Origin of the sequence: Pantoea sp. BL1 (genome assembly GCF_000963985.1) — a bacterium.
Lineage (GTDB): Bacteria > Pseudomonadota > Gammaproteobacteria > Enterobacterales > Enterobacteriaceae > Pantoea > Pantoea rwandensis_B.
On sequence record NZ_JZRH01000010.1, the window covers coordinates 94,714 to 118,800 of the forward strand.

Below are 24,087 nucleotides of genomic sequence, written 5' to 3' on the forward strand. Positions count from 1 at the left end.
CGGCAATTAGCGCCTGGATAGTTGAATAAATTGAAAAAAAGTATGAACTGCGGACAAATGCTGTGCGCCTTCCCGCAGCAGCGGTAAACAAGGTTGTGCTGCCTGCTGCACACGACTATTCTGTGCGTTGATTTTCTATTGCCAGGATACTGCCGTGCCCGCCTCTGAGTTCACCTTCTTGTTCCACGATTACGAGACCTTCGGTAAAAGTCCCTCACTGGACCGTCCGGCGCAGTTTGCCGGGCTGCGTACCGATAAAGATTTCAACGCCGTAGGTGAACCGCAGGTGTTTTACTGCCAGCCCGCCGATGACTACCTGCCGCAGCCGGAAGCGGTGATGATCACCGGCATCACGCCACAGGTCGCTAAAGCGCGCGGCGTAACAGAGACGGCATTTGCTGAACGAATTCATGGGCTGTTTACCGAGCCACAAACCTGTGTGATTGGTTACAACAACGTGCGCTTCGATGATGAAGTGACGCGCAATATCTTCTATCGCAATTTCTTCGATCCTTACGGCTGGAGCTGGCAGAACGGCAATTCACGTTGGGATCTGCTGGATGTGATGCGCGCCTGTTATGCCCTGCGCCCGGAAGGCATTATCTGGCCGGAAAATGATGACGGCTTCCCCAGCTTTAAACTGGAACATCTCACCAAGGCCAACGGCGTGGCGCACGAACAGGCGCACGATGCGATGTCGGATGTGTATGCCACGCTGGCGATGGCGAAACTGGTGAAAGAGAAGCAGCCGAAGTTGTTCGAGTTTCTGTTTACCCATCGCAACAAGCAGAAACTGATGAACCTGATTGATATTCCACAGATGAAGCCGCTGGTGCACGTCTCCGGCATGTTCGGTGCGGCACGTGGCAACACCAGTTGGGTCGTTCCGCTGGCATGGCATCCGGATAATCGTAATGCGCTGATTGTGGTGGATCTGGCGGGCGATATGTCGCCGCTGCTGGAACTGGATGCGGATGAACTGCGCGAGCGGTTGTACACCAAACAGAGTGAGTTGGGTGATCGAGTAGCAGTGCCGATTAAGCTGGTGCACATTAATAAATGCCCGGTGTTAGCCCCGGCGAATACCTTACGTCCTGAAGATGCTGCACGCCTGAATATTGATCGTGAGCGCTGTCTGGCGAACCTGGCGCTGCTGCGTCAGCATGCCGAAGTGCGCGAGAAAGCAGTGACGCTGTTTGCTGAAGCGGAGCCGTTCAAACCTTCCGATGATGTCGATGCGCAACTGTATGACGGCTTCTTTAGCGATGCGGATCGCGCGGCAATGAACATTGTGCGTCAGACGCCGCCGCAGAATCTACCGGCGCTGGATTTGACCTTCGACGATAAACGTATTGCGAAACTGCTGTTCCGCTATCGTGCGCGTAACTTCCCCGGCACGCTGGATGATCACGAGCAGCAGCGATGGTTGCAGCATCGCCGTGAAGCACTGAATGCCGAGCGTGTGCAGGCGTTCCTGTTAGAGCTGGAGTCATTAGCGAGCTTGCATGAGGATAATGCGGAGAAGATGGCGCAGCTGAAAGCGTTGTATTTGTATGCGCAGGAGTTGATGTCTTAATCGCTCACGCGCGTGATCCTGTCATTTGAATCGCGGCATATCGCAACCTGGTGGGCATAAATGTGTACCAGGTTGATGATCGTTTGAAATGCATTTCAGATGCAGGCGCACTTTAATGTGCGCCATACCAGTAGCCTCTTTAGGGTCGCCTCAATGGCGACCGTTTTAAACCTTAAATCATCCCCCACACCAGCCAGGTCAGCGCAAAACCACTTAACCCCATCAATGTGGTGAGTACGGTCCAGGTCTTAAGGCCATCGGCGACTGACAGCCCCAGATAACGCGTTACCACCCAGAAACCGGCATCGTTAACGTGGGACAAGCCCAGGCCACCGAAGCACGCCGCCAGTGTGACCAGCACGCGCTGCATATCGGTCACATCGCCCACCGCCTGGCTCAACAAGCCGCTGGTGGTCAAAATCGCCACCGTGGCAGAACCCTGAGACGCACGCAGTGCCAGTGACAAGATAAAAGCAGCGGGCACCAGAGGCAGATGCAGGGTTTCCAGCGTCACCGCCAGGGCTTTACCCACACCGGATTCCACCAGCACTTTACCGAATGCACCGCCCGCACCGGCCACCAGAATCACGCTGGCTGAACTGGGAATCGCGCGTCCAGTTAAGTCTTCCAGCTTCTCTTTACTCCAGCCGCGACGCACGCCCAGCAGCCATGCCGCCAGTGCCAGCGCAATCAGCAACGCAATCGGTGGATTGCCAATCACCGTCATCACATCACGCAAAATGCTGCCTTCCGCCAGCATGGTGTGCGCCAGCGTACCCAATACGATCAGCACAATCGGCACGACAATCAGACCCGCAATGGTCATCGCACCCGGTGGTGGCACTTCGCTTTTTGGCGTGCCTTCAGGTTTTGCCAGCTGCAACTGCTCAAGTACATCCACTGAGAGGTGGTATTGACGCAGGTTCATCGCTTTTGCCACATAGTAACCGACGATACCCACCGGGATTGAAATCAGGATGCCGAGCATCATTAACCAGCCCATGTCGGTATGCAGAATACCGGCTGCGGCGGCTGCGCCTGGGTGTGTCGGCAACGCTACGTGCACGGTCAACATCACGCCCGCCATCGGCAAACCGAATTTCAGCGGTGAGACGCGCGCCACTTTGGTAAAGCCGTAAATCAGCGGGATCACAATGATAAAGCCGACTTCAAAGAATACCGGAATACCCAGGATGAATGCCGCCATGGTCAGGGCTGCGACGGTGCGTTTGATACCCAGCGACTTACTGAAGCGCTGCGCCAGTGATTCGGCACCGCCCGAGGCTTCAATCACTGCGCCGAGCATCGCCCCCAACACGATGATAATGGTGATATGACCCAGCAGGTTGCCCATGCCGCTAAAGATGGTTTCCATGATCTTATCAGCCGGAATCCCGGTACTGATGGCGACGATCAGACTGACAATCAGTAAAGCAACAAACGGATGGACTTTGGCTTTTATCACCAGCAGCAGCAATATCACAATGCTGGCTGTCGCAATAGCGAGCAGTAACGCGGTAGACATGATAAACCTCTAATTATATTAGTATATTTTGGGTACAGCTTTCTCTGGTATTGGCGGCTTCAGGCAATTTTTCCCCGCACAGGGCGTAAAGGCCCTGTGCAGGTCGGTACAAAAAAGTTATTTCGCGTACGGTGCGAACCAGCCGAGGCCCGCTTCGGTGCGACCGCGTGGGAAGTATTCGCAGCCGACCCAACCGTCGTAGCCCACTTCATCCAGCAGGCTAAACAGGTACGGATAGTTGATCTCGCCTTCGTCTGGTTCGTGACGATGCGGCGCAGAAGCGATCTGAATATGGCGATAACGCCCGGCGTACTCGTGAATCAGATGACTGAGGTTGCCGTCTACCAATTGCGCATGGAACAGATCCAACTGCGTAAACACGTTAGGACGATTGATACGTTCCATCATCGCCAGCGTTTGATACTGGCTGGAGTAGAGGTAATTCGGTTTCGTCATCGGATTGAGCGCTTCCAGCAGCAGGCGAATACCGTGTGGCGCAAAACGCTCAGCGGCGTAGTGCATATTGCGCACGAAGGTCTCTTCGTATGCGGCGTGGTCGGCACCTTCAGGCACCGTTGCCGCCATCACATGCACCTGTGGGCAGTTGAGCGCCAGCGCATATTCCAGCGCACGATCGATATCGGCACGCGCCTCGTCTTCACGTCCTGGAATTGCCGACACGCCCCACTCACCCGCCTGCACGTTCCCGGCAGCCGTGTTGAACAGCACCAGCTCCAGTTGATGTTTCTCCAGCTCAGCGTTGATCACCTCAGCCGGATAGTCGTACGGGAACAGGAACTCCACCGCACGGAAACCGGCGTTAGCCGCTGCGGCAAAGCGTTCAATAAACGGTAATTCGCCGAACTGCGTAGATAAATTGGCTGCAAACTTAGGCATCAGTAATTCCTCAATTCCGCCACTTCGCTATCGGTAAGATAGCGAATTGAGCGGTCGCCGAGCGTGAACATTAGACGCGCGGTCTCTTCCAATTCTTCAGTGTTATTGGCCGCTTCTCGCAACGATTTTCCGACCACCACTGGACCGTGATTGGCCAGCAGAAAAGCGTTGTAACGTGGCGCGAGCTGCGCAAGATCTTCGGCCAGGCGATCGTCACCCGGTTTGTAATACGGCACCACGGGCACATCGCCCACGCGCATCACCACATAGGGCGTGAACGGGCGAATGCAGTTTTCGCTGTCGAGATCGTTGAGGCACGAAAGCGCGGTCAGATAGTGACTGTGCAGGTGCACCACCGCTTTGCAGGCGGGATTGTTCAGATAAAGCGCGCGGTGAAACGCCACTTCCTTAGAAGGCTTGTCACCGGAAATCCACTCGCCCTGCATCGTCACTTTTGACAGGCGGTCGGCCTGCAATTCGCCAAGGCAAGAGCCGGTGGGGGTCGCCAGCAGATTGCCATCTTCCAGCAACAGTGAAAGATTGCCGGCTGAACCGGTGGCGTATCCGCGCTGGAAGAAGGACGCGCCCAGTTGCACCATCTCTTCGCGTGCTTGTTGTTCGGTCATGCTGAAAACTCCGTTTGTGCGCGGGCAAAGAATTGTTCGTCACCAAAGTTGCCCGACTTCAGGGCCAGCGACAGCGGCTGCTGGATGTCGCGCACCCACGGCACCCCAGGGGAAATCATCGGGCCGATATGGAACGCCGTTACGCCCAGGCTCTGTGCCACCACGCCAGAGGTTTCGCCCCCGGCGACGATAAAGCGCTGCCAGCCGCGTGATTTCAGCTCACGGGTGACGGCGGCAAACAAGTGCTCAACCGCTTCGCTGCTGCGTGCTGCGCCATATTGCTGCTGGATTGCCTGCAATTGCTGTGCATCCGCGGTGGCAAACAGCAGTGGTGCCAAAGGCTGCTCGTTATTCGCTGCCACCCAATCACACAGTTCCTGCGCGTAACCTTGCGCATCGTCGAGGCAGCGCTCAACCAACACCTCGTGCGATGGCGCTTGCTGGCGATAGGCCTGAACCTGACGATTGGTCATCTGCGAGCAAGAGCCAGAAATCACCACTGCACGATCGCCTTGTGGACGACCCGCTTGCTCGGCATCGCTGTTTTGCTGTTGGGTGGCCCAGGCGCGTGCGATACCAATCGCCAGACCCGAACCGCCGGTGACCAGTACGGTCTCTTTCAGGGCTTCACCTTGTGTCAACAGATGCTGTTCGTTGAGTGCATCCAGCACCACATAGTTGATGCCCTGCGCTTTCAGCACATTCAGCTGTTCACGCACCGCGGCCGCGCCTTTATCGAGCTGTGCAGCATTGATCACCGCCGCCTGCCCTTTCGCCTGGCGTGTCATCAGACGCACCAGATTGCTATCGGTCATTGGTGTCACCGGATGATGACGCATGCCCGATTCAGACAGCAGCTGGTCGGCAACAAACAGATAGCCCTGATACACCGTGCGCCCATTCACTGGCAGCGCTGGGGAGATCACCGTCTGCGTTTGCACCAGTGCGGCCAGCAGTGCATCGGTCACCGGGCCGATATTGCCGTGTTCGGTGCTGTCGAAGGTCGAGCAGTATTTGAAATAGAATCGATCGCAGCCTTGCTGTTGCAGCCAGGCGAGCGCCGCCAGTGACTGATCAATCGCCTGCTGCGCCGGGCAAGAGCGTGACTTCAGGCTAATGACAATCGCCTGCGCGCTCACATCGTCATGACTTTGCGGCACGCCGTTGAACTGAATCGTGGGCAAACCGTTTTGCACCAGGAAGCTGGCAATGTCCGTTGCACCGGTAAAGTCGTCTGCAATCACGCCTAAACGCATGGTTACTTCTCCTTTGACGCTGGCAGCGTGATGCCGCTGAAAATCTTGATGACTGCGCTGTCGTCTTCGCGGCCGTGGCCTGCATTACTCGCTTCGGTAAACATGTTGAGTGCGGTGGAAGCCAGCGGCAGCGGGAAATGTAACGATTTTGCCGTATCTGCCACCAGGTTGAGATCTTTCACAAAGATATCGACGGCAGATTTTGGTGAGTAGTCACCGTCCACCACATGACGCATGCGGTTCTCAAACATCCACGAGTTGCCCGCTGCGTTGGTGACCACGTCGTACATGGTGTCGAGTGGGATGCCTGCGCGCGCAGCCAGCGCCATTGCTTCAGCACCTACCGCAATATGAACACCCGCCAGCAGCTGGTGAATAATTTTCACCGTTGATCCCAGGCCAATTTCGCTGCCCACGCGATACACTTTGGCGGCAACCGCATCCAGTACCGGCTTCAGCAGGGCAAAGGCTTCATCGCTGCCGGACGCCATCACGGTCATCTCGCCGACCGCCGCTTTTGCTGCGCCGCCTGAGACCGGCGCATCCAACATGAGCAGTTGATGTTGCGCCAGCTGCTGTTCAATCGCCTGGGCATCCTGTGAAGAAATGGTGGAAGAGACCATCACCACAGTACCCGGCTTGAGTTGTGCCGCCAGACCGGTTTCGCCAAACAGAATCGCTTTGACCTGCGCAGCGTTGACCACCAACAGCAGCACGGCATCTAACTCTGCGGCAAAGCTGGCAGCGGAAGTCTGTGCATCGCGCGCACCCGCCTGACGCAGGGTTTCCAGCGCCTGCGGATTTAAATCAACGCCCCAGGTGTTCAATCCAGCGCGAATACAGGACTGCGCTGCGCCCATGCCCATGGAACCCAAACCAATGACGCCAATGTTATTCACGGTTGCTGACACAGCACACCTCCGTTGTTAATTTAAGTGATATTTTGTTCAATGGTGTTAATTCTGCCGCAGTTACTGGCGGAGAAACGTGCGGTAAATCACAAAAATTAACTTACACGCACAACGCATAACATCGATTCACACCCCAGCATCCCCACGGAAACGCCCAGTATGGCGGGGTATTTGCTAACATTTCTCTGGGATAATTTGTGCTGCAGGCTGTGAATCGATGCCTTACAATGTGAAAAATTGGTAATTCAGGGAGATCGATGTGATTCCGGTAGAACGTCATCAACAAATTTTAGCGCTGGTTGCCGAACGCGGCGTGGTGAGCATTGCCGAGCTGACCGAGCGCTTGGGCGTTTCGCACATGACCATTCGTCGCGATGTGCAGAAGCTGGAAGAGCAAGGTGCCGTGCTGTCGGTATCGGGCGGCGTGCGCTCGGCCGATCGTCTGGCGGCCGAGCCGTCACATCTGGTGAAAACCAGCATGTACAGCAGTGAAAAGATGGCTATTGGTCAGTTTGCCGCGCGCCACATCCCACGTAACAGCTGCATTTATCTCGATGCAGGCACCACGACGCTGGCGCTGGCCCGTGAGTTAGTCGAGCGCGACGATTTGCTGGTGGTCACCAATGATTTCGTGATCGCCCGTTTATTGATGGAGAGCAGCGGCTGCAAACTGATTCACACTGGCGGCACCGTATGCCGTGAGAATCGCTCCAGCGTGGGCGAAGCGGCGGCGAGAAGTCTGCGCATGCTGGCGATTGATATCGCGTTTATTTCTGCCTCCTGCTGGGGGCCACGCGGCTTGTTTACACCGGATGAAGATAAGGTGCCAGTCAAACTGGCGGCCAGCGATGTCAGCAGTAAACGCGTGCTGCTGAGCGACAGTTCGAAATACAACAAGATTGCCACGCATCTGGCGTTGCCGCTGGAGCGCTTTGATACCCTGGTGACCGATTCAGAATTAAGTAAAGCGGGACGTGAAACGCTGAGTGCGGGGAGTTGGGAGTTGGTGCTGGCGGGTTGAATGTGCCGGGATAAAAGCAAAAGGTCGCCAATATGGCGACCTTTTGCATACAACATGAAGTCTTTATCCGCTACGCATTGCGCAGCGAAAATTACACTTCTTCGCTGAACTGCGGAACCGGATTGCGGAAGGTGCGAGTAACAAACGCCAGGTAAATAATACCGACCGCTGCCCACACCAGGCCGAGTACCATCGAGGTCTCTTCCAGGTTGATCCATAACGCGCCCACTGTTAAAGCACCCATCACTGGCAACACCAGATAGTTGAGGTGATCTTTCAGCGTCTTGTTACGCTTTTCACGGATCCAGAACTGCGCAATCACTGACAGGTTGACGAAGGTGAATGCCACCAGCGCACCGAAGTTAATCAGTGCAGTCGCCGTGACCAGGTCGAAGTTAATCGCCAGCAGTGCCACAGCGCCGACCAACAGCACGTTCAGTGACGGCGTGCGGTATTTCGGATGCACGAAGCCAAAGAAACGCTGCGGGAACACGCCATCACGGCCCATCACGTACATCAGACGAGAAACGCCTGCGTGTGCGGCCATACCAGACGCCAGCACGGTGACCACAGAGAAAATCAGGATGCCAATCTGCAACGCTTTACCCGCGACAAACAGCATGATTTCAGGCTGTGAAGAGTCCGGATTCTGGAAACGCGAGATGTCCGGGAAGTACAACTGCAGGAAATAAGACACACCGATAAAGATCACACCACCGATCAGCGCGGTCAGGAAAATCGCGCGCGGGATGGTACGTTCTGCATCTTTGGTCTCTTCTGACAGCGAACTGATGCCATCAAAGCCGAGGAACGAGAAGCACAGAATTGTCGCACCGGTAATCATCGGCACTACGTGAGCATTCTCAGACCAGAAAGGCTTGCTGCTGGTCAGGGTTCCTGCGCCAACACCGTGCGCCACACCGTAAACCACCATACCGGTAATCACCACCATCACGACCACTTGCAGCACGACGATCACGCTGTTGAAGTTGGCAACGGTTTTGATACCACGGAGGTTAGAGATGGTCATAAAGGCCACCAGCAACACCACGAAAATCCACGATGGAATGCCCGGCACCAGCGTCTCAAAGTAGCTTTTCGCCAGCAGGATGTTGATCATCGGCATGAACAAATAGTCCAGCAGTGATGACCAACCCACCATAAAGCCGACGTGCGGACTGATAGCCTTCTGAGCATAGGTGTAAGCGGAGCCCGCAGATGGGAAGCGGCGTACCAGCTTGCCGTAGCTCACGGCAGTAAACAGTATCGCGATCAGCGCGAAAGCATAAGCGGTGGCGACGTGGCCGTCGGTCAATCCAGAGACGATACCGAAAGTATCAAACAGGGTCATTGGCTGCATATACGCCAGGCCCATCATGACAACCGGGATCAGAGTCAGGGATTTTTTCAGGTGTGCACGCTGTGGTGCGGAGGTGTTAAGCGACATTGTTCAGGCCCCCAACAGAGGTGATCTGCGGGATACTGCGCAACGTGCTGCAGTGAGAAGTGATATTAGTGTTTGCGATTGTCGCCGCGCCGTAATCATCACGAAAGCGAGAACCAGCTTGCGCTGGTGCAATTGTAAACAGCCCCATCTTTGTTTTCCTCAAATCTCACGCCCAAGCGTGTTGTCAGTATCTATCTATCCGGATGCGTGTCCGGCCTCGGTAATTTGTGTGTGTACTGCAATCTGCAAAAAAATAACCGACGGTATAAGCGTCGGTTATGTTTCGAATTTTGCAGGGGACGTATTCTGCCCCAACTTATGCCATCGGCACAAGACGTTAGCGAAATTCTTCTGCGGGTCAGGCGTTCTTCAGCATCCAGTCAATTTCCGTGGCGGTGATAAGGCGTTCAAACTGCATTAACTCGTTCTGTTTGCAGCAGTGCCACACCCCGCTGAAATGCTCGCCCAGCAGTTTTTGCAGCGGATAGCTATTTTCAAATTCATACAGCGCATCACTCTGGCGGACCGGTAATGGCAGCCCTTCCGCCTCATGACCATTGCCCTGCACCGCATGCGGTAAGGGCAGTTGATTATCCAGACCGTGCAAAATACCGGCAAGAATTGTTGACACTACCAGGTAAGGATTTGCATCCGCACCGGCTACGCGATACTCCACGCGGTGGTTATCCACATCGCCACAGGGAATACGTAAAGCAACGGTGCGATTGTTGTGTCCCCATGAAGCCTGCAAGGGCACGTAAGCCTCAGGCAGGAAGCGGCGATAAGCGTTCACGTTCGGTGCCAGCAGCGCCATTGAAGCGGGCATTAAATCGATCATCCCTGCTAACGCGCGTTTTAACAGCGGCGAATCGCTGCCGTCATCGAGAGAGAAAGCGTTGTGATCGGCGGCGTCCAGCATGCTGATGTGCACATGCATGCCACTCCCCGCATACTCTTCATAGGGCTTGGCCATAAAGGTCGCCGTCATGCCGTGATTTTCCGCCACCTGGCGCACCAGACGTTTGAGCAAAATGGCATGATCGCAGGCTTTTAATACATCACGAGTGTGATGCAGATTGATCTCAAACTGGCCCGGCGAAGCTTCCGCCAGCGCGCCATCAGCAGGAATGCCCTGCTGTTTTGCAATATCGTCGATATCACGCAGAACATCAGCGAAATGGTCGAGATTATCGACTGAATAAACCTGACTCTGCATATTCCTTTCATCACTGCCCGGCGCACAGGGTGGCTGGATATAGCCTTCCGCATCGCGCTTTTTATCCACCAGATAGAACTCCAGCTCTACCGCTACCACCGGGAATAGCCCTCGATTGCGCAGTTGCTGCCACAAGCGGTTGAGGACATTGCGGGGTTCAACGTCAAAGGGAGTGCCATCTTGGTTACACATCGTGAGCAGCAGTTGCGCAATGCGTTCAGGATCGGCGGCAGAGGGAATTAAGGTTCCGGGAACCGGGATGCAGAGGTTGTCGGGTTCACCCAGGGACTGTCCGAGTCCGGCTTCTTCGACGGTATTACCGAGGATATCCATGGCGAAAACCGAGGCCGGGAAGTAACACCCTTTTTCCAGTTTTGCCAATGCAGCGATGGGAATGCGCTTTCCGCGAAATACCCCATTTAAATCATTCAGAAGAATATCGACATACTGCGTTTCAGGATGGCGTTCCAGCCAGGTTTTGACCTCCAGCTGGAACGCGCTTGTTCGTTTCTCTTCACTGTGCCGCGTGAAGTCTTCTACTTCTACGAGGTTCGTCATGTTCCCACCCGCCCTTTACCGTCTAGTATTGGTTCGCGCAATGCTCAAAATAACAGCCACTCTTCTAACATAGCGCTAACGCAAAAAGTGTGCAAATGTAACAATTCTGTTGGAAGAACGAACAACCGGTTGCTAGATTGACAATATATTGCACACTTTTTAGGCCGGACGCGCAAAAACGGTGAAAATATTGAACAGCAACGCGGAGACGTTATGGGCATTATTTTTGACAAACCCTTGATTGGCGTAGTGATGTGTCAGAACCACATCGGCAGCCATCTCGGACAGACAGTTCACAATAAGTATCTCGATGCCATCGTGCTTGCCGGTGGTGTTCCCTTGCCTTTGCCCCACCAACTGATGCACGCCCCTTATCTATTAGAAAACAGTATGACGCTGCTGGACGGCATTTTACTCACCGGCAGCCCGAGCAATATTGAGCCCTGGCACTACGGTGAAGAGGGTAAAGAGGAACATGCCGATCCGGCACGCGATCGCCTCGCATTTGGTCTAATCACCCATGCAATCGGTAAAAAAATGCCGATATTGGGTATTTGTCGGGGCTTGCAGGAGTTGGTGGTGGCCAACGGGGGTTCCCTGCATCGCCAGCTGCACATGACGCACCTGTTTCAGGAACATCGTGAGGATGATGCGCTGCCGCTCGAACAGCAATACGCGCCGGTGCATGAAGTGCAGCCTGAAGCGGAAGGTCTATTGAGCCAGGTGCTGGGCAGCGCGCAATCCTTTGCCGTGAACTCTCTGCATGGACAAGGCATCCGCGAACCCGGCCCGCAGCTGCGTATTGAAGCGCGTGCGCCTGACGGGCTGATTGAAGCGGTGAGTTTGCGTCAGCACCCGTTTGCACTTGCGGTGCAGTGGCATCCGGAGTGGCACTCTGATCAAGACCCGGTTTCGCAACGCCTGTTTGCGGCTTTTATCCACGCTGCTGTCTGTTATCACAAGGAAAAACGGCCATGAATGATGCCACTCTGGCGCCCGGACGACGTTTATCGCAAATCCGGCAGGAGATGGGATTGTCTCAGCGTCGCGTCGCTGAGTTGTCAGGACTCACTCACAGTGCCATCAGCACCATTGAGCAGGACAAAGTCAGCCCAGCGCTGAGTACCCTGCAGAAACTGCTGAAGGTGTACGGCTTGTCGTTGTCAGAATTTTTCTCGGAACCCAAGGTGAACAGCACGCCGCGCGTTATTGTCCGTCCGGAAGAGTGCGTGGAGATCGGCAGCCTCGGCGTGTCGTTGCGTCTGGTGGAGAACGGTGCTGAAAAACGTGCGCTGGCGATGCTGATTGAACGCTACGAACCGGGTTCCAGTACCGGAGAGAAACTGCGTCACCCTGGCGAGGAGACCGGCACGGTGCTGGAAGGGGAAATCACGCTAGTGGTCAATGGTCAGAGTTATCACCTTTATTGTGGCGAGAGTTATGTGATCGATACCGGTTTGCCGCACAGTTTTACCAATACGTCTGAGCTGCCGTGTCGCATCGTCAGTGCGCACACCCCAGCGAATTTCTGAGTTCACGCGCTAAAGGAGGATGTGATGCAACATGTGGGAAGTTATTACGCAGCAACGGCTAATGCGCATGAGCCGTGGCCCGAACTGCAGGAATCGGTGCAGTGTGATGTCTGTATTATTGGCGGCGGATTTACCGGCCTCTCCTCGGCACTGTTTCTGACCGAAGCCGGTTATGACGTGGTGCTACTCGAAGCGGCCAGGATTGGTTTCGGAGCCAGCGGTCGTAACGGCGGCCAGGTGGTGAATTCTTACAGCCGCGACGTGGACGTGATCGAACAGCGCTACGGCAAAGACGTGGCGAAGATGCTGGGCAATATGATGTTTGAGGGCGCGGAGATTATTCGCGATCGCATTGACCGTTACGCCATCGCCTGCGATTACCGCCCAGGCGGCATTTTTGCGGCGTTGAATCAGCGCCAGATGGGCCACTTGCGCAGCCAAAAAGCCAACTGGGAGCGCTATGGCAACCATCATTTAGAGCTGCTGGATGAGCGCGCGATTCGTCGCGAAGTGGCGACCGATCGTTACGTCGGCGGCTTACTGGATAAGCGCGGCGGTCATCTGCATCCGCTTAATCTGGCGCTGGGTGAAGCGGAAGCAATTCGCCGGCACGGTGGACGTATCTATGAACAATCTGCTGCGCTGGAAGTGAAGTATGGCGAGCCGCATCGCGTAAAGACCGCTAAAGGCGAAGTCACTGCCACCTTTGTGATTTTTGCCGGTAATGCTTATCTCCCCTCACAACTTGAACCGCGCCTGAGTCGTAAAAGCATGCCGTGTGGCTCGCAAATCCTCACCACTGAGCCATTAAGCCGCGATCAGGCATTGGGTTTATTGCCGAACAATCACTGTGTCGAAGATTGTAATTACCTGCTGGATTACTTCCGCCTCACCGCCGATAACCGCCTGCTGTACGGCGGCGGCGTGGTGTATGGCGCACGCGAGCCGGATGATATTGAAGCGCTGATTCGACCCAAGCTGTTACGCACTTTCCCGCAGCTGAAGGAAGTGAAATTCAGCCACCGCTGGAGCGGCAACTTCCTGCTGACGCTGTCACGTATGCCGCAGTTTGGACAGATCGAGAAGAATGCGTTCTTTATGCAGGGGGATAGTGGACATGGCGTGACCTGTACCCATTTGTCGGGAAGGCTGATTGCCGAGGTGCTGCGCGGACATGCAGAAAGATTTGATGCGTTTGCCAAATTACCGCATTTACCGTTTCCCGGCGGCAGGCGGTTTAAAGTGCCACTGACGGCGATGGGTGCGGCGTGGTACGCGTTACGGGATCGGTTGGGGGTTTAGCCGTAACGTATTGTAGCGGCAAAGTTTATTGCGTGGGTTTTGCACAACGCGTGATAAACCTCGCCGCTACGGAAAAAGTGCAAAAGTCGGCACTCGAACGCTAACCTCACTCCAGCGGCATTTTCATCGGGTCATCGTAGCTGTACTCAAACCCCAGCTCATTACAGATCTTCGACCCATCCACCACTTTCCCCGCCTCTCGCTCCGGCTCGGCAACAAACGTTGGTGCCACCAGCCCTAACTGCTTCGAGACAAACGGATAGAAATCATCACGCGCTGGATGCTTTGAGGCACACAAGTTATACACGCGTCCACCCTTCGGCGTTTGCAGCAGCAGTACAATGGCATCCACAACATCATCCAGATGCACCAGATTAACTGCATGGCCACCATTCTCCAGTCCAATCTTCCCGGCGAGGAAGCGCCCCGGATGACGGTTTGGCCCGACGAGACCCGCCAGTCGTACAATATCCACGCTGGTACCGGGCAGATCATGCAACCAGTTTTCCAGTTCTACCAGCGTCTTGCCCGCCACACTTTCTGGCTGCAACGCACTGCTCTCTTTCATGACGCCCGAACCGGTGCCATACACCGACGACGAGCTGGTAAAAATGATGCGCGGTACTTTATGCGCTAATGCCGTATCGACCACGTTCTGCACGGCTTGCATGTAATCTTCTCCGCCCTGCACCGTGCGGCTGGCAGGCAATGTCACCACCAGCGCGTCCACCGCCATCAGCGTGGCCAACTCATCCGCTTCACATTCAATCTCGGGTGTTAGCACCAGTTGAAATGCCTCAATACCGCAGCGGCGCGCAGCATCCACACCATCGGGGGAGGTTTTGCTGCCGGTTACCTGCCAGCCGCGCGCCGTCAGCGCCATCGCCAGCGGCATACCCAGCCATCCCAGACCTACAATCGCGACTTTTTTCATACCGACTCCTGCTTTACAGCGCTAAGACACTTCATCTTAGTCCCAGCGATTATGGCAAACCAGCGCAAACTGTTGCGGAAGGTTCCGAGAACTGACGTTAAAAAAGGGTTGCCAAGCGCCGTCATCTTCGTTAGGTTAATCAGCACGCAAATGAATACTCATTCAGCAACGGAATTTACTATGACACGCGTTCAGTTCAACCACCATCATCACCATCATCCTGACTAGTCTTTCAGGCGATGTGTGCTGGGAGACGATTAGGATCTTCCAGTGGTGCGAACGCAAAGAGAGCCCCCGGAAGATCATCTTCCGGGGGTTTTTTTATGGGCGAACGCAACCCAACTGAGTTCAGACAGGATTGAATAAGAGGATAGGAAACATGTTAGATAACACCCGTATTCGCATAGCTATGCAGAAATCTGGCCGTTTAAGTGATGAATCACGCGAACTGCTGGCCCGCTGCGGTATCAAAATTAACCTTCAGCAGCAGCGTCTGATTGCGTTTGCGGAGAACATGCCTATCGATATCCTGCGTGTGCGTGATGACGATATCCCTGGCCTGGTGATGGATGGCGTGGTGGATCTCGGTATCGTCGGTGAGAACGTGCTGGAAGAAGAGCTGCTGGACCGCCGTGCACAGGGCGAAGATCCACGCTACTTCACCCTGCGCCGTCTCGATTTCGGCGGCTGCCGCCTGTCTTTGGCGATGCCCGTAGATGCAGAATACACCGGCCCGCAGTGCCTGCAGAACTCACGTATTGCCACCTCTTATCCGCACCTGCTGAAGAAATATCTCGATAAGCAAGGCGTTTCCTTTAAGTCTTGCCTGCTGAACGGTTCGGTGGAAGTCGCGCCACGTGCGGGTCTGGCCGATGCCATTTGCGACCTGGTATCGACCGGTGCCACCCTCGAAGCCAACGGCCTGCGCGAAGTGGAAGTCATTTATCGTTCTAAAGCGGTACTGATTCAGCGCGATGGCGAACTGCCAGCGGCGAAACAAGAACTGATCGACAAAATGATGACGCGCATTCAGGGCGTTATCAAAGCACGTGAATCCAAGTACATCATGCTGCACGCGCCAAGCGAGCGCCTGGAAGAAGTGATCGCCCTGCTGCCAGGTGCCGAGCGCCCAACCGTATTGCCGCTGGCAGGCGAAGTAAGCCGCGTGGCGATGCACATGGTGAGCAGTGAAACCCTGTTCTGGGAAACCATGGAAAAACTGAAAGCGCTGGGTGCCAGCTCCATCCTGGTACTGCCAATTGAAAAAATGTTGGAGTAACAGCATGAGCACAATCATGACCCCGATTGACTGGCAACAGTGTGATGAACAACAGCAGCAAGCGCTGCTGATGCGCCCGGCAATTTCTGCTTCGGCGAGCATCAGCGAAATCGTGCGCGATGTGCTGACGCAAGTAAAAGAACAAGGCGATGATGCGCTGCGCGAGTTCAGTGCGCGCTTTGACAAAGCGCAGGTGGAAAACCTGCGCGTCACGCCAGAAGAGATGCAAGCCGCCAGCGATCGCTTGAGCGATACGCTGAAGCAGGCGATGGCAGTGGCTGTCGGTAATATCGAAACTTTCCATAACGCGCAGATTCTGCCCGCGGTGGATATCGAGACGCAGCCTGGCGTGCGCTGCCAGCAGATCACCCGTCCGGTGCAATCGGTTGGGTTGTATATTCCTGGCGGATCTGCCCCGCTGTTCTCCACGGTTTTGATGCTGGCAACCCCAGCACGTATCGCCGGTTGTGGTCGTGTGGTGCTCTGTTCTCCCCCGCCGATTGCCGACGAAATTCTCTATGCCGCGCAACTGTGCGGCGTGAAAGAAGTGTTTCAGGTTGGTGGCGCACAAGCGATTGCTGCGCTGGCCTTCGGCACTGAAACCGTGCCGAAAGTCGACAAGATCTTTGGCCCAGGCAACGCCTACGTCACTGAAGCTAAACGCCAGGTGAGCCAGCGCTTGGATGGTGCCGCGATTGATATGCCTGCTGGCCCGTCAGAGGTTTTGGTGATTGCTGATGAAGGTGCCACACCGGCATTTGTTGCTTCTGATCTGCTATCACAAGCAGAACACGGCCCGGATTCTCAGGTCATCTTGCTGACCCCTTCGCTGAAACTGGCAGAAGGCGTGGCGCAGGCGGTGGAAGAACAGCTCGCGCAGTTGCCACGTGCTGCCACGGCGCGTCAGGCGCTGGAGAGTAGCCGTCTGATCGTGCTGCGCGATCTGGCTCAGTGTGTGGAGATCTCCAACCTGTACGGTCCTGAGCACCTGATTATTCAGACGCGCCAGCCACGCGATCTGGTGGATACGATCACCAGTGCGGGTTCCGTGTTCCTGGGCGACTGGTCACCGGAATCGGCAGGTGATTACGCTTCCGGCACCAACCATGTGCTGCCGACTTACGGTTATACCGCAACCTGTTCCAGCCTGGGATTAGCCGATTTCCAGAAGCGTATGACGGTGCAAGAGCTGACGCCGCAAGGCTTCCTCAATCTGGCGGCCACCATCGAAACCTTAGCCGCTGCTGAGCAGCTGGAAGCCCATAAGAACGCCGTTACCCTGCGTGTTGCCGCGCTGAAGGAGCAAGCATGAGCATTGAAGATTTAGCCCGCGCCAATGTGCGCGCGTTGACGCCGTATCAATCTGCGCGTCGTTTGGGGGGTAACGGTGATGTGTGGCTGAATGCCAACGAATTTCCGCTTCCGGTGCCCTTTGAGCTGTCACAGCAAACGCTGAACCGCTATCCGGAATGCCAGCCGAAGATGGTGATTGAGCGCTATGCGGCTTATGCCGGTTTATCGCCGGAGCAAGTGATTGTCAGCCGTGGCGCTGATGAAGGCATTGAGCTGTTAATGCGTGCCTTCTGTGAGCCGGGCAAGGATGCGATTCTGTTCTGTCCGCCGACTTATGGCATGTACAGCGTCAGCGCAGAAACCATCGGCATTGAGTATCGCACCGTGGCAGCGCTGGATGACTGGCAGCTGAACCTGCCGGCGATTGCGGACCAGTTAGACGGCGTGAAAGTGGTCTACATGTGCAGCCCGAACAATCCGACCGGCAACCTGATCAATCAAGATGATATCCGCAAACTGCTGGAGATGACCGCCGGTAAAGCACTGCTGGTCGCCGATGAAGCCTATATCGAGTTCTGCCCGGAAGCGACTCTCGCGGGTTGGTTGAAAGAATATCCACATTTGGTGATCCTGCGCACGCTGTCAAAAGCCTTTGCGCTGGCTGGCCTGCGCTGTGGCTTTACGCTGGCCAACAAGCCAGTGATCGATCTGTTGATGAAAGTGATCGCTCCTTACCCGCTGGCGACCCCGGTTGCTGATGTGGCGGGACAGGCGCTGAGCGAAGAAGGCATTGCACTGATGCGTCAGCACGTGGCGGAACTCAACGCCAATCGCGCCTGGCTGTTTGAGCAGTTGCCACAGTTGAGCGTGGTGCAGCAGGTGTTCCCAAGCGAAACCAACTATATTCTGGCGCGTTTCACTGATTCGCCAAAAGTGTTTAAAACGTTGTGGGATCAAGGCATTATTCTGCGCGACCAAAACAAAAACCCCGGCCTTGCGGGATGCCTGCGCATCTCCATCGGCACCCGTGAAGAGTGCGAGCGCCTGATCGCCGCGCTGCAAGCCTTATCAGTGGAGCAAGCATGAGTCAGAAGACCCTTTTTATCGACCGCGACGGTACCATTATCTCTGAGCCGCCAACGGATTTTCAGGTAGATCGCATGGAGAAGCTGGCGTTTGAAAAGAACGCCATCCCTGCGCTGCTGGCCCTGCAAAATGCCGGCTATCAGCTGGTGATGATCACCAATCAGGATGGTCTGGGCACCGACAGCTTCCCACAGGCTGATTTTGATGGCCCACATAACCTGATGATGCAGATCCTAACTTCACAGGGTGTGAACTTCAGCGACATCCTGATCTGCCCGCATAAGCCAGAAGATAACTGTGATTGCCGCAAGCCGAAAACCAAAATGGTGGAAGCCTGGCTGGCACAAGGCGCATTGGATACCGCAAACAGCTACGTGATTGGCGATCGCCTGACCGATATCCAGCTGGCTGAGAACATGGGCATTCAGGGCCTGCGTTACGGTGCGGAAGGTATTGACTGGGACGCGATCCAGGCACGCCTGACCAAACGTGACCGCCATGCGCTGGTGCAACGCAACACCAAAGAGACACAGATCAAGGTGGAAGTGTGGCTGGACCGCGAAGGCGGCAGCAAGATCAACACCGGTGTCGGCTTCTTTGACCACATGCTGGATCAGATTGCCGTACACGGCGGCTTCCGCATGAACATCGACGTGAAAGGCGATCTCTATATTGACGATCACCACACCGTAGAAGATACCGGTCTGGCGCTGGGTGAAGCACTGCTGAAAGCGCTGGGCGACAAGCGAGGCATCGGCCGTTTCGGCTTCGTGCTGCCGATGGACGAGTGCCTGGCGCGCTGCGCACTGGATATCTCTGGTCGTCCGCACATCGAATTTAAAGCCGAGTTCAGCTACCAGCGTGTCGGCGATCTCAGCACCGAGATGGTTGAGCACTTCTTCAGCTCCCTATCCTACGCCATGATGAGCACCCTGCACCTGAAGACCAAAGGCAAGAACGACCATCATCGTGTGGAAAGCCTGTTCAAAGCCTTTGGCCGCACCTTGCGCCAGGCAATTCGCGTAGAAGGCAACACCCTGCCGAGTTCGAAAGGAGTGCTGTGATGAATGTGGTGATTCTCGATACCGGGTGCGCCAACCTGTCATCGGTGAAGTGGGCAATTGAGCGCCTCGGCTATACGCCCGAGGTGAGCCGCGATCCGGATGTGGTGCTGCGCGCCGATAAGCTGTTGCTGCCGGGCGTGGGCACCGCCCAAGCCGCCATGAACCAGTTGCAGGAGCGTGACCTGATCGATCTGATCAAAGCCTGTACCCAACCGGTGCTCGGCATTTGTCTTGGTATGCAGTTGCTGGGGCGCGGGAGCGATGAGAATGGCGGCGTGACCACGCTGGGTCTGGTGGATGAACCCGTTTCGCTGATGGATACCCAGGGTTTGCCCTTGCCGCACATGGGCTGGAACCAGATCACTTCGCAAGCTGGCAACCACCTGTTCCGTAATATCCCGGACGGCAGCTACTTCTACTTTGTGCACAGCTACGCCATGCCGGTGAACGCCGCCACCATCGCCCAGTGCGATTACGGCCATCCGTTCACCGCTGCGTTGCAGAAAGATAATTTCTTCGGCGTGCAGTTCCACCCGGAGCGTTCTGGCAAAGCAGGCGCGCAGTTGCTGAAAAACTTCCTGGAGATGTGATGATTATCCCGGCATTAGATTTAATCGACGGCAAAGTGGTGCGTTTGCATCAGGGTGACTACGGCCAGCAGCGCGACTACGGTAGCGATCCGCTGCCGCGCCTGCAGGATTACGAACGTCAGGGCGCGGAAGTGCTGCACCTGGTGGATCTCACTGGCGCCAAAGATCCGGCTAAACGCCAGATCCCTCTGCTGACTACCCTGCTGCGCGGCGTGAATGTACCGGTGCAGGTCGGCGGCGGCATCCGCAATCGTCAAGACGTTGCAGCCTTGCTGGCGGCTGGCGCGACCCGCGTGGTGGTGGGCTCCACGGCCGTGAAACAGCCAGAAGAAGTGAAAAGCTGGTTCAACGAGTTCGGCGCCGATGCCATCGTGCTGGCGCTGGATGTGCGCATTGACGCCAATAATCGTAAAGAAGTGGCGATCAGTGGCTGGCAGGAAGCGGCTGGCGTAACACTGGAAGAGGTGATTGGCTGGTATCAGCCGGTTGGCCTGAAGCACGTGCTGTGCACCGATATCTCCCGCGATGGCACCTTAAGTGGTTCCAACGTGGCGCTGTATCAAGAAGTGTCTGATGCCTTCCCCGACATCGCGTTTCAGAGTTCCGGCGGCATTGGATCGCTGGATGACATCGCTGCCTTACGTGGCAGTGGCGCACAGGGCGTGATTGTCGGTCGTGCTTTACTGGAAGATAAATTCACCGTAGCGGAGGCGATTGCATGCTGGCAAAACGGATAATTCCTTGTCTCGATGTCCGTGACGGACAAGTGGTGAAAGGCGTGCAGTTCCGCAACCACGAAATTATTGGCGATATCGTGCCTCTGGCGCAGCGCTATGCGCAGGAAGGCGCTGACGAGCTGGTGTTCTATGATATCACCGCCTCTTCCGATGGCCGCGTAGTGGATAAAAGCTGGGTATCTCGCGTCGCAGAAGTGATTGATATTCCGTTCTGCGTGGCGGGCGGTATCAAGAGTGAGGAGGATGCCGCGCGCATTCTGCAGTTCGGCGCGGATAAGATCTCCATCAACTCCCCGGCGCTGGCTGACCCGACGCTAATCACGCGTCTGGCGGATCGCTTTGGTGTGCAGTGCATCGTGGTGGGTATTGATACCTGGTTTGATGAAGCCACTGGCAAATATCACGTCAACCAGTATACCGGCGATGAGTCACGTACCCGTGTCACCACCTGGGAAACCCTGGATTGGGTGCAGGAAGTGCAGAAGCTGGGCGCGGGCGAAATCGTGCTGAACATGATGAACCAGGATGGTGTACGTAATGGCTACGACCTGGTGCAGCTGAAGAAAGTCCGTGACGTGTGTAAAGTGCCCCTCATCGCTTCTGGTGGAGCAGGCACCATGCCGCACTTTCTCGAAGCCTTTGAACAGGCAAACGTCGACGGTGCGCTGGCCGCTTCAGTGTTTCACAAACAAATTATCAATATTGGCGAGTTGAAAAACTTCCTGATCGACAACGGTGTGGAGATTCGCGCGTGTTAACTGCAGAACAACTGGCCAAACTGGATTGGGCCAAAACCGCGGGCATGATGCCCGTCATCGTCCAGCATAACGTTTCTGGCGAAGTGCTGATGCATGGTTATATGAATGAGGAAGCGCTGCAAAAGACGCTGGCGGAAGGCAACGTCACTTTCTTCTCTCGCACCAAAAACCGCTTGTGGACCAAAGGGGAAACCTCCGGTCACTTCCTGCAGGTCGCGAGCATCACGCCGGATTGTGATAACGACACCCTGCTGGTGCTGGCAAACCCGATTGGGCCAACTTGCCACCTCGGAACATCAAGCTGCTTCTCACCGGCTGCGCCAGATTGGGCGTTCCTGTATCAGCTGGAGCAGCTGCTGGCTTCACGTAAGAGCGCCGATCCTGAGAGTTCTTACACCGCGAAACTGTATGCCAGCGGCACCAAGCGTATCGCGCAGAAAGTGGGTGAAGAAGGCGTGGAAACCGCACTGGCTGCCACAGTGAATGACCGCCATGAGCTGACCAATGAAGCCTCTGACTTACTGTATCACCTGATGGTGCTGCTGCAGGATCAAGAGCTGGATTTGAGCACCATCATTAATAATCTGCGTGCGCGTCATAAATAACGGATTGTGCAATAAGCTGCTCAAAATTGGCTTCAAAGGCGGATTTTGAGCAGTATGTTTCTCATTATTGATTTCCATCTCATCGGAATGAGCAACATACTGCTCATTTGCAGTATTTGCATTTAAGAAACCAATGCAGCCTTGTTCTTTTTCATCATCCTATCCTTAGTTGATTAATTGGAACCCCCTAATGAGTCCATTTGAACGCGAAGCAGTCTTCCTGGATCTTTTGGAAGAGGCAATCAAGAACAACTCAACTCATGGAAAATTGCTTCGTAAGATTCGAAAAGAATTACTGGGGTTTTCACAGGAACGCTATGCCAGCTTGGCGGGTATTAGTCGTCGCACGCTATCTGACGTTGAGCAGGATAAAGAAAGCATTACGCTGACGACATTGAATCGCGTATTTAAACCACTTGGATTAAGGTTGGGTTTACTGCCACGTCAGACACATATGATGCAGGAACTGCTCACCAATCTCACTCAACATGGAGAGCCGAATGACCACCCATGAAAAACTGATCGCCCTGCTCGACCAGCACCACGCCCACTATCGTCTGATGGAGCATGAAGCAACGGGTAAGTGTGAAGCCGTAGCTGCGATCCGTGGTACAGAAGTTGGACAAGGTGCTAAGGCGCTGGTGTGCCATGTGAAAGGTAACGGCATCAAACAACACGTGCTGGCGATATTGCCCGCTGACCAACAAGCAGACCTGAGCAAAGTGGCTGAAGCGGTAGGAGGACGTCGCGCTTCTTTGGCTTCTCCAGCAGAAGTGGACGCGTTAACGGGCTGTGTGTTCGGTGCGATTCCGCCCTTCAGTTTTCACCCCGATCTGAAGTTGGTGGTGGACCCTTTGATGTTTGAACGTTACGAAGAGATTGCCTTCAACGCGGGCCTGCTTGAGAAATCCGTGGTGCTGAAGGTGGACGATTATTGTGCACTGCATAGTGGTAACATTGTGAAAATAATCTGTTAATTGCCATAACCAGCAGTGATCGGTACTCTGCGTTATTCCACATCACGAATAAAGAAGACCGATATTATGGCAAGTTCTCGTTTTACTGCCCGCCTGCGTCAGACGCTGGCGCTGGCCGTGCTGGCAGGTTGCGCATTTGGCGCACAGGCAAAGATCGATCAGGTACGCTTCGCTGTTGATCCAACCTATCCTCCTTTCGAATCCAAAACACCACAAGGCAAGCTGGTTGGTTTTGATATCGACCTTGGCAATGCGCTGTGCGAGCAGATGAAAACCAAGTGCGTCTGGGTGGAGAGCCAGTTCGATGGCATGATCCCGGCGCTGAAAGCGCGTAAGTTCGATGCCATCCTCTCTGATATGGGTATCACGGAAGAGCGTCTGAAGCAGATTGACTTCACCGTGCCGCTTTACGATACGCACACCCAGCTGATTGCGCGTAAAGGCTCTGGCCTGCTGCCAACGGCTGAATCGCTGAAAGGCAAAACAGTTGGCGTTGAGCAAGGAACCGTGCAGGAACGTTATGCGCTGGCAAAATGGCAGCCACACGGTGTAAACGTGGTGCCTTACGGCGATCAGGCGCAGGTGGAAAGTGATTTGATTTCTGGCCGTCTGGATGTGGTGTTCACCGATGCAGCACAGGCAGCTAACGGCTTCCTGAAACATCCGCAAGGCAAAGATTTCGAGCTGGCTGGCCCGATCGTGGAAGACCCGATTATCGGTCCAGGTACGGCGATTGGTCTGCGTAAAGGCGATGAAGAGCTGAAAACAGCCCTGGATAACGCCTTTGCTGAAATCAAGAAAAACGGCACTTTTGACAAGATCCAGAAGAAGTACTTCGCCACTGATATCTCGATCCAGCATTGATCAATGCAGGGGCGGTCTTCAGGCCGCCCTGTT

Annotated in this window: 25 protein-coding genes and 1 other annotated feature; of the genes, 17 read left to right on the forward strand and 8 right to left on the reverse strand. The window is 55.2% G+C overall.

Going from position 1 to position 24,087, the window contains the following annotated elements; translation table 11 throughout:
- Positions 1 to 154: 154 nt before the first annotated feature.
- Positions 155 to 1,576: an exodeoxyribonuclease I gene (sbcB, locus tag VH86_RS06430; RefSeq protein ID WP_045832290.1), complete on the forward strand. Its 1,422-nt coding sequence runs from the start codon at positions 155 to 157 to the stop codon at positions 1,574 to 1,576.
- Between the two features lie 172 nt (positions 1,577 to 1,748).
- Here sbcB and VH86_RS06435 read toward each other — a convergent pair whose 3' ends face one another.
- From VH86_RS06435 to ltnD, 5 genes are all read right to left on the reverse strand, one after another.
- Positions 1,749 to 3,101, reverse strand: a complete 1,353-nt coding sequence (locus tag VH86_RS06435) for a GntP family transporter (protein ID WP_045832291.1) — start codon at positions 3,099 to 3,101, stop codon at positions 1,749 to 1,751.
- A 117-nt stretch (positions 3,102 to 3,218) separates the two neighbouring features.
- Positions 3,219 to 3,998 carry an HPr family phosphocarrier protein gene (locus VH86_RS06440; RefSeq protein ID WP_045832292.1) on the reverse strand — a complete coding sequence of 260 codons (780 nt, stop codon included), beginning with the start codon at positions 3,996 to 3,998 and terminating at the stop codon, positions 3,219 to 3,221.
- On the reverse strand, positions 3,998 to 4,624 hold the full coding sequence (locus VH86_RS06445) for an aldolase (RefSeq protein ID WP_038646045.1): 627 nt from the start codon (positions 4,622 to 4,624) through the stop codon (positions 3,998 to 4,000). The genes VH86_RS06440 and VH86_RS06445 overlap by 1 nt, the downstream gene beginning before the upstream one ends.
- On the reverse strand, positions 4,621 to 5,880 hold the full coding sequence (gene otnK / locus VH86_RS06450) for a 3-oxo-tetronate kinase (protein ID WP_045832293.1): 1,260 nt from the start codon (positions 5,878 to 5,880) through the stop codon (positions 4,621 to 4,623). The genes VH86_RS06445 and otnK overlap by 4 nt, the downstream gene beginning before the upstream one ends.
- Before the next feature lie 2 nt (positions 5,881 to 5,882).
- Positions 5,883 to 6,791, reverse strand: a complete 909-nt coding sequence (ltnD, locus tag VH86_RS06455) for an L-threonate dehydrogenase (protein WP_072050585.1) — start codon at positions 6,789 to 6,791, stop codon at positions 5,883 to 5,885.
- A gap of 259 nt (positions 6,792 to 7,050) precedes the next feature.
- Here ltnD and ygbI point away from each other — a divergent pair, with 259 nt between their 5' ends.
- The gene (gene ygbI, locus VH86_RS06460) at positions 7,051 to 7,812 is read left to right on the forward strand and encodes a DNA-binding transcriptional repressor YgbI (RefSeq protein WP_045832294.1); all 762 of its coding nucleotides are present in this window, start codon (positions 7,051 to 7,053) and stop codon (positions 7,810 to 7,812) included.
- Positions 7,813 to 7,903: 91 nt separating this feature from the next.
- Here ygbI and VH86_RS06465 read toward each other — a convergent pair whose 3' ends face one another.
- The gene (locus VH86_RS06465; RefSeq protein WP_038646033.1) at positions 7,904 to 9,259 is read right to left on the reverse strand and encodes an APC family permease; all 1,356 of its coding nucleotides are present in this window, start codon (positions 9,257 to 9,259) and stop codon (positions 7,904 to 7,906) included.
- A 358-nt stretch (positions 9,260 to 9,617) separates the two neighbouring features.
- Positions 9,618 to 11,033 carry a glutamine synthetase family protein gene (locus VH86_RS06470; protein ID WP_045832295.1) on the reverse strand — a complete coding sequence of 472 codons (1,416 nt, stop codon included), beginning with the start codon at positions 11,031 to 11,033 and terminating at the stop codon, positions 9,618 to 9,620.
- 213 nt (positions 11,034 to 11,246) lie between these two features.
- On the opposite strand from VH86_RS06470, the gene puuD reads away from it, so the two are divergent.
- The 3 genes from puuD to VH86_RS06485 are packed head-to-tail and all read left to right on the forward strand — an operon-like array spanning position 11,247 to position 13,867.
- The gene (puuD, locus tag VH86_RS06475) at positions 11,247 to 12,011 is read left to right on the forward strand and encodes a gamma-glutamyl-gamma-aminobutyrate hydrolase (RefSeq protein WP_045832296.1); all 765 of its coding nucleotides are present in this window, start codon (positions 11,247 to 11,249) and stop codon (positions 12,009 to 12,011) included.
- Positions 12,008 to 12,565, forward strand: a complete 558-nt coding sequence (puuR, locus tag VH86_RS06480) for an HTH-type transcriptional regulator PuuR (protein WP_034824711.1) — start codon at positions 12,008 to 12,010, stop codon at positions 12,563 to 12,565. The genes puuD and puuR overlap by 4 nt, the downstream gene beginning before the upstream one ends.
- Before the next feature lie 24 nt (positions 12,566 to 12,589).
- The gene (locus VH86_RS06485) at positions 12,590 to 13,867 is read left to right on the forward strand and encodes an FAD-binding oxidoreductase (protein ID WP_045832297.1); all 1,278 of its coding nucleotides are present in this window, start codon (positions 12,590 to 12,592) and stop codon (positions 13,865 to 13,867) included.
- A gap of 106 nt (positions 13,868 to 13,973) precedes the next feature.
- On the opposite strand, the gene VH86_RS06490 is transcribed toward VH86_RS06485, so the two are convergent.
- Entirely contained in the window at positions 13,974 to 14,801 is an 828-nt protein-coding gene (locus VH86_RS06490) for an SDR family oxidoreductase (protein WP_045832298.1), read from the reverse strand.
- A 180-nt stretch (positions 14,802 to 14,981) separates the two neighbouring features.
- On the opposite strand from VH86_RS06490, the gene hisL reads away from it, so the two are divergent.
- The 12 genes from hisL (at position 14,982) to VH86_RS06545 (ending at position 24,054) form a co-directional block, all read left to right on the forward strand.
- Positions 14,982 to 15,029 carry a his operon leader peptide gene (gene hisL, locus VH86_RS25690; protein WP_100396937.1) on the forward strand — a complete coding sequence of 16 codons (48 nt, stop codon included), beginning with the start codon at positions 14,982 to 14,984 and terminating at the stop codon, positions 15,027 to 15,029.
- Positions 15,005 to 15,126: a sequence feature (His leader region), on the forward strand. It overlaps the preceding gene by 25 nt.
- 54 nt (positions 15,127 to 15,180) lie before the next feature.
- Positions 15,181 to 16,080, forward strand: coding sequence for an ATP phosphoribosyltransferase (gene hisG, locus VH86_RS06495; protein WP_034824735.1), 900 nt, complete (start codon positions 15,181 to 15,183; stop codon positions 16,078 to 16,080).
- A gap of 4 nt (positions 16,081 to 16,084) precedes the next feature.
- Positions 16,085 to 17,392 carry a histidinol dehydrogenase gene (gene hisD / locus VH86_RS06500; protein ID WP_045832299.1) on the forward strand — a complete coding sequence of 436 codons (1,308 nt, stop codon included), beginning with the start codon at positions 16,085 to 16,087 and terminating at the stop codon, positions 17,390 to 17,392.
- Positions 17,389 to 18,459, forward strand: coding sequence for a histidinol-phosphate transaminase (gene hisC / locus VH86_RS06505; RefSeq protein ID WP_045832300.1), 1,071 nt, complete (start codon positions 17,389 to 17,391; stop codon positions 18,457 to 18,459). Before hisD ends, hisC begins: the two co-directional genes overlap by 4 nt.
- The gene (gene hisB / locus VH86_RS06510) at positions 18,456 to 19,523 is read left to right on the forward strand and encodes a bifunctional histidinol-phosphatase/imidazoleglycerol-phosphate dehydratase HisB (RefSeq protein WP_045832301.1); all 1,068 of its coding nucleotides are present in this window, start codon (positions 18,456 to 18,458) and stop codon (positions 19,521 to 19,523) included. The genes hisC and hisB overlap by 4 nt, the downstream gene beginning before the upstream one ends.
- On the forward strand, positions 19,523 to 20,113 hold the full coding sequence (gene hisH, locus VH86_RS06515) for an imidazole glycerol phosphate synthase subunit HisH (RefSeq protein ID WP_034824743.1): 591 nt from the start codon (positions 19,523 to 19,525) through the stop codon (positions 20,111 to 20,113). Before hisB ends, hisH begins: the two co-directional genes overlap by 1 nt.
- A complete protein-coding gene (gene hisA, locus VH86_RS06520; protein WP_045832302.1) occupies positions 20,113 to 20,850 on the forward strand; it encodes a 1-(5-phosphoribosyl)-5-[(5-phosphoribosylamino)methylideneamino]imidazole-4-carboxamide isomerase in 738 nt (245 codons plus the stop codon). The genes hisH and hisA overlap by 1 nt, the downstream gene beginning before the upstream one ends.
- Positions 20,832 to 21,608: an imidazole glycerol phosphate synthase subunit HisF gene (gene hisF / locus VH86_RS06525; protein WP_034824747.1), complete on the forward strand. Its 777-nt coding sequence runs from the start codon at positions 20,832 to 20,834 to the stop codon at positions 21,606 to 21,608. The genes hisA and hisF overlap by 19 nt, the downstream gene beginning before the upstream one ends.
- A complete protein-coding gene (hisIE, locus tag VH86_RS06530) occupies positions 21,602 to 22,213 on the forward strand; it encodes a bifunctional phosphoribosyl-AMP cyclohydrolase/phosphoribosyl-ATP diphosphatase HisIE (protein WP_034824749.1) in 612 nt (203 codons plus the stop codon). Before hisF ends, hisIE begins: the two co-directional genes overlap by 7 nt.
- Before the next feature lie 190 nt (positions 22,214 to 22,403).
- Positions 22,404 to 22,727, forward strand: a complete 324-nt coding sequence (locus VH86_RS06535; protein WP_045832303.1) for a helix-turn-helix domain-containing protein — start codon at positions 22,404 to 22,406, stop codon at positions 22,725 to 22,727.
- Positions 22,714 to 23,190: a YbaK/prolyl-tRNA synthetase associated domain-containing protein gene (locus VH86_RS06540; RefSeq protein WP_082082828.1), complete on the forward strand. Its 477-nt coding sequence runs from the start codon at positions 22,714 to 22,716 to the stop codon at positions 23,188 to 23,190. The genes VH86_RS06535 and VH86_RS06540 overlap by 14 nt, the downstream gene beginning before the upstream one ends.
- A 66-nt stretch (positions 23,191 to 23,256) precedes the next feature.
- On the forward strand, positions 23,257 to 24,054 hold the full coding sequence (locus VH86_RS06545) for an ABC transporter substrate-binding protein (RefSeq protein WP_045832305.1): 798 nt from the start codon (positions 23,257 to 23,259) through the stop codon (positions 24,052 to 24,054).
- The last annotated feature ends 33 nt before the right edge of the window (positions 24,055 to 24,087 follow it).

What these genes read in the sequence shown, in the direction of transcription:
- VH86_RS06435 (WP_045832291.1), bottom strand. Translation starts at nt 3,101, where the DNA reads ATGTCTACCGCGTTACTGCTCGCTATTGCGACAGCCAGCATTGTGATA.
- VH86_RS06440 (WP_045832292.1), bottom strand. Translation starts at nt 3,998, where the DNA reads ATGCCTAAGTTTGCAGCCAATTTATCTACGCAGTTCGGCGAATTACCG.
- VH86_RS06445 (WP_038646045.1), bottom strand. Translation starts at nt 4,624, where the DNA reads ATGACCGAACAACAAGCACGCGAAGAGATGGTGCAACTGGGCGCGTCC.
- otnK (WP_045832293.1), bottom strand. Translation starts at nt 5,880, where the DNA reads ATGCGTTTAGGCGTGATTGCAGACGACTTTACCGGTGCAACGGACATT.
- VH86_RS06465 (WP_038646033.1), bottom strand. Translation starts at nt 9,259, where the DNA reads ATGTCGCTTAACACCTCCGCACCACAGCGTGCACACCTGAAAAAATCC.
- VH86_RS06470 (WP_045832295.1), bottom strand. Translation starts at nt 11,033, where the DNA reads ATGACGAACCTCGTAGAAGTAGAAGACTTCACGCGGCACAGTGAAGAG.
- puuD (WP_045832296.1), top strand. Translation starts at nt 11,247, where the DNA reads ATGGGCATTATTTTTGACAAACCCTTGATTGGCGTAGTGATGTGTCAG.
- puuR (WP_034824711.1), top strand. Translation starts at nt 12,008, where the DNA reads ATGAATGATGCCACTCTGGCGCCCGGACGACGTTTATCGCAAATCCGG.
- VH86_RS06485 (WP_045832297.1), top strand. Translation starts at nt 12,590, where the DNA reads ATGCAACATGTGGGAAGTTATTACGCAGCAACGGCTAATGCGCATGAG.
- VH86_RS06490 (WP_045832298.1), bottom strand. Translation starts at nt 14,801, where the DNA reads ATGAAAAAAGTCGCGATTGTAGGTCTGGGATGGCTGGGTATGCCGCTG.
- hisG (WP_034824735.1), top strand. Translation starts at nt 15,181, where the DNA reads ATGTTAGATAACACCCGTATTCGCATAGCTATGCAGAAATCTGGCCGT.
- hisD (WP_045832299.1), top strand. Translation starts at nt 16,085, where the DNA reads ATGAGCACAATCATGACCCCGATTGACTGGCAACAGTGTGATGAACAA.
- hisC (WP_045832300.1), top strand. Translation starts at nt 17,389, where the DNA reads ATGAGCATTGAAGATTTAGCCCGCGCCAATGTGCGCGCGTTGACGCCG.
- hisB (WP_045832301.1), top strand. Translation starts at nt 18,456, where the DNA reads ATGAGTCAGAAGACCCTTTTTATCGACCGCGACGGTACCATTATCTCT.
- hisH (WP_034824743.1), top strand. Translation starts at nt 19,523, where the DNA reads ATGAATGTGGTGATTCTCGATACCGGGTGCGCCAACCTGTCATCGGTG.
- hisA (WP_045832302.1), top strand. Translation starts at nt 20,113, where the DNA reads ATGATTATCCCGGCATTAGATTTAATCGACGGCAAAGTGGTGCGTTTG.
- hisF (WP_034824747.1), top strand. Translation starts at nt 20,832, where the DNA reads ATGCTGGCAAAACGGATAATTCCTTGTCTCGATGTCCGTGACGGACAA.
- VH86_RS06535 (WP_045832303.1), top strand. Translation starts at nt 22,404, where the DNA reads ATGAGTCCATTTGAACGCGAAGCAGTCTTCCTGGATCTTTTGGAAGAG.
- VH86_RS06540 (WP_082082828.1), top strand. Translation starts at nt 22,714, where the DNA reads ATGACCACCCATGAAAAACTGATCGCCCTGCTCGACCAGCACCACGCC.
- VH86_RS06545 (WP_045832305.1), top strand. Translation starts at nt 23,257, where the DNA reads ATGGCAAGTTCTCGTTTTACTGCCCGCCTGCGTCAGACGCTGGCGCTG.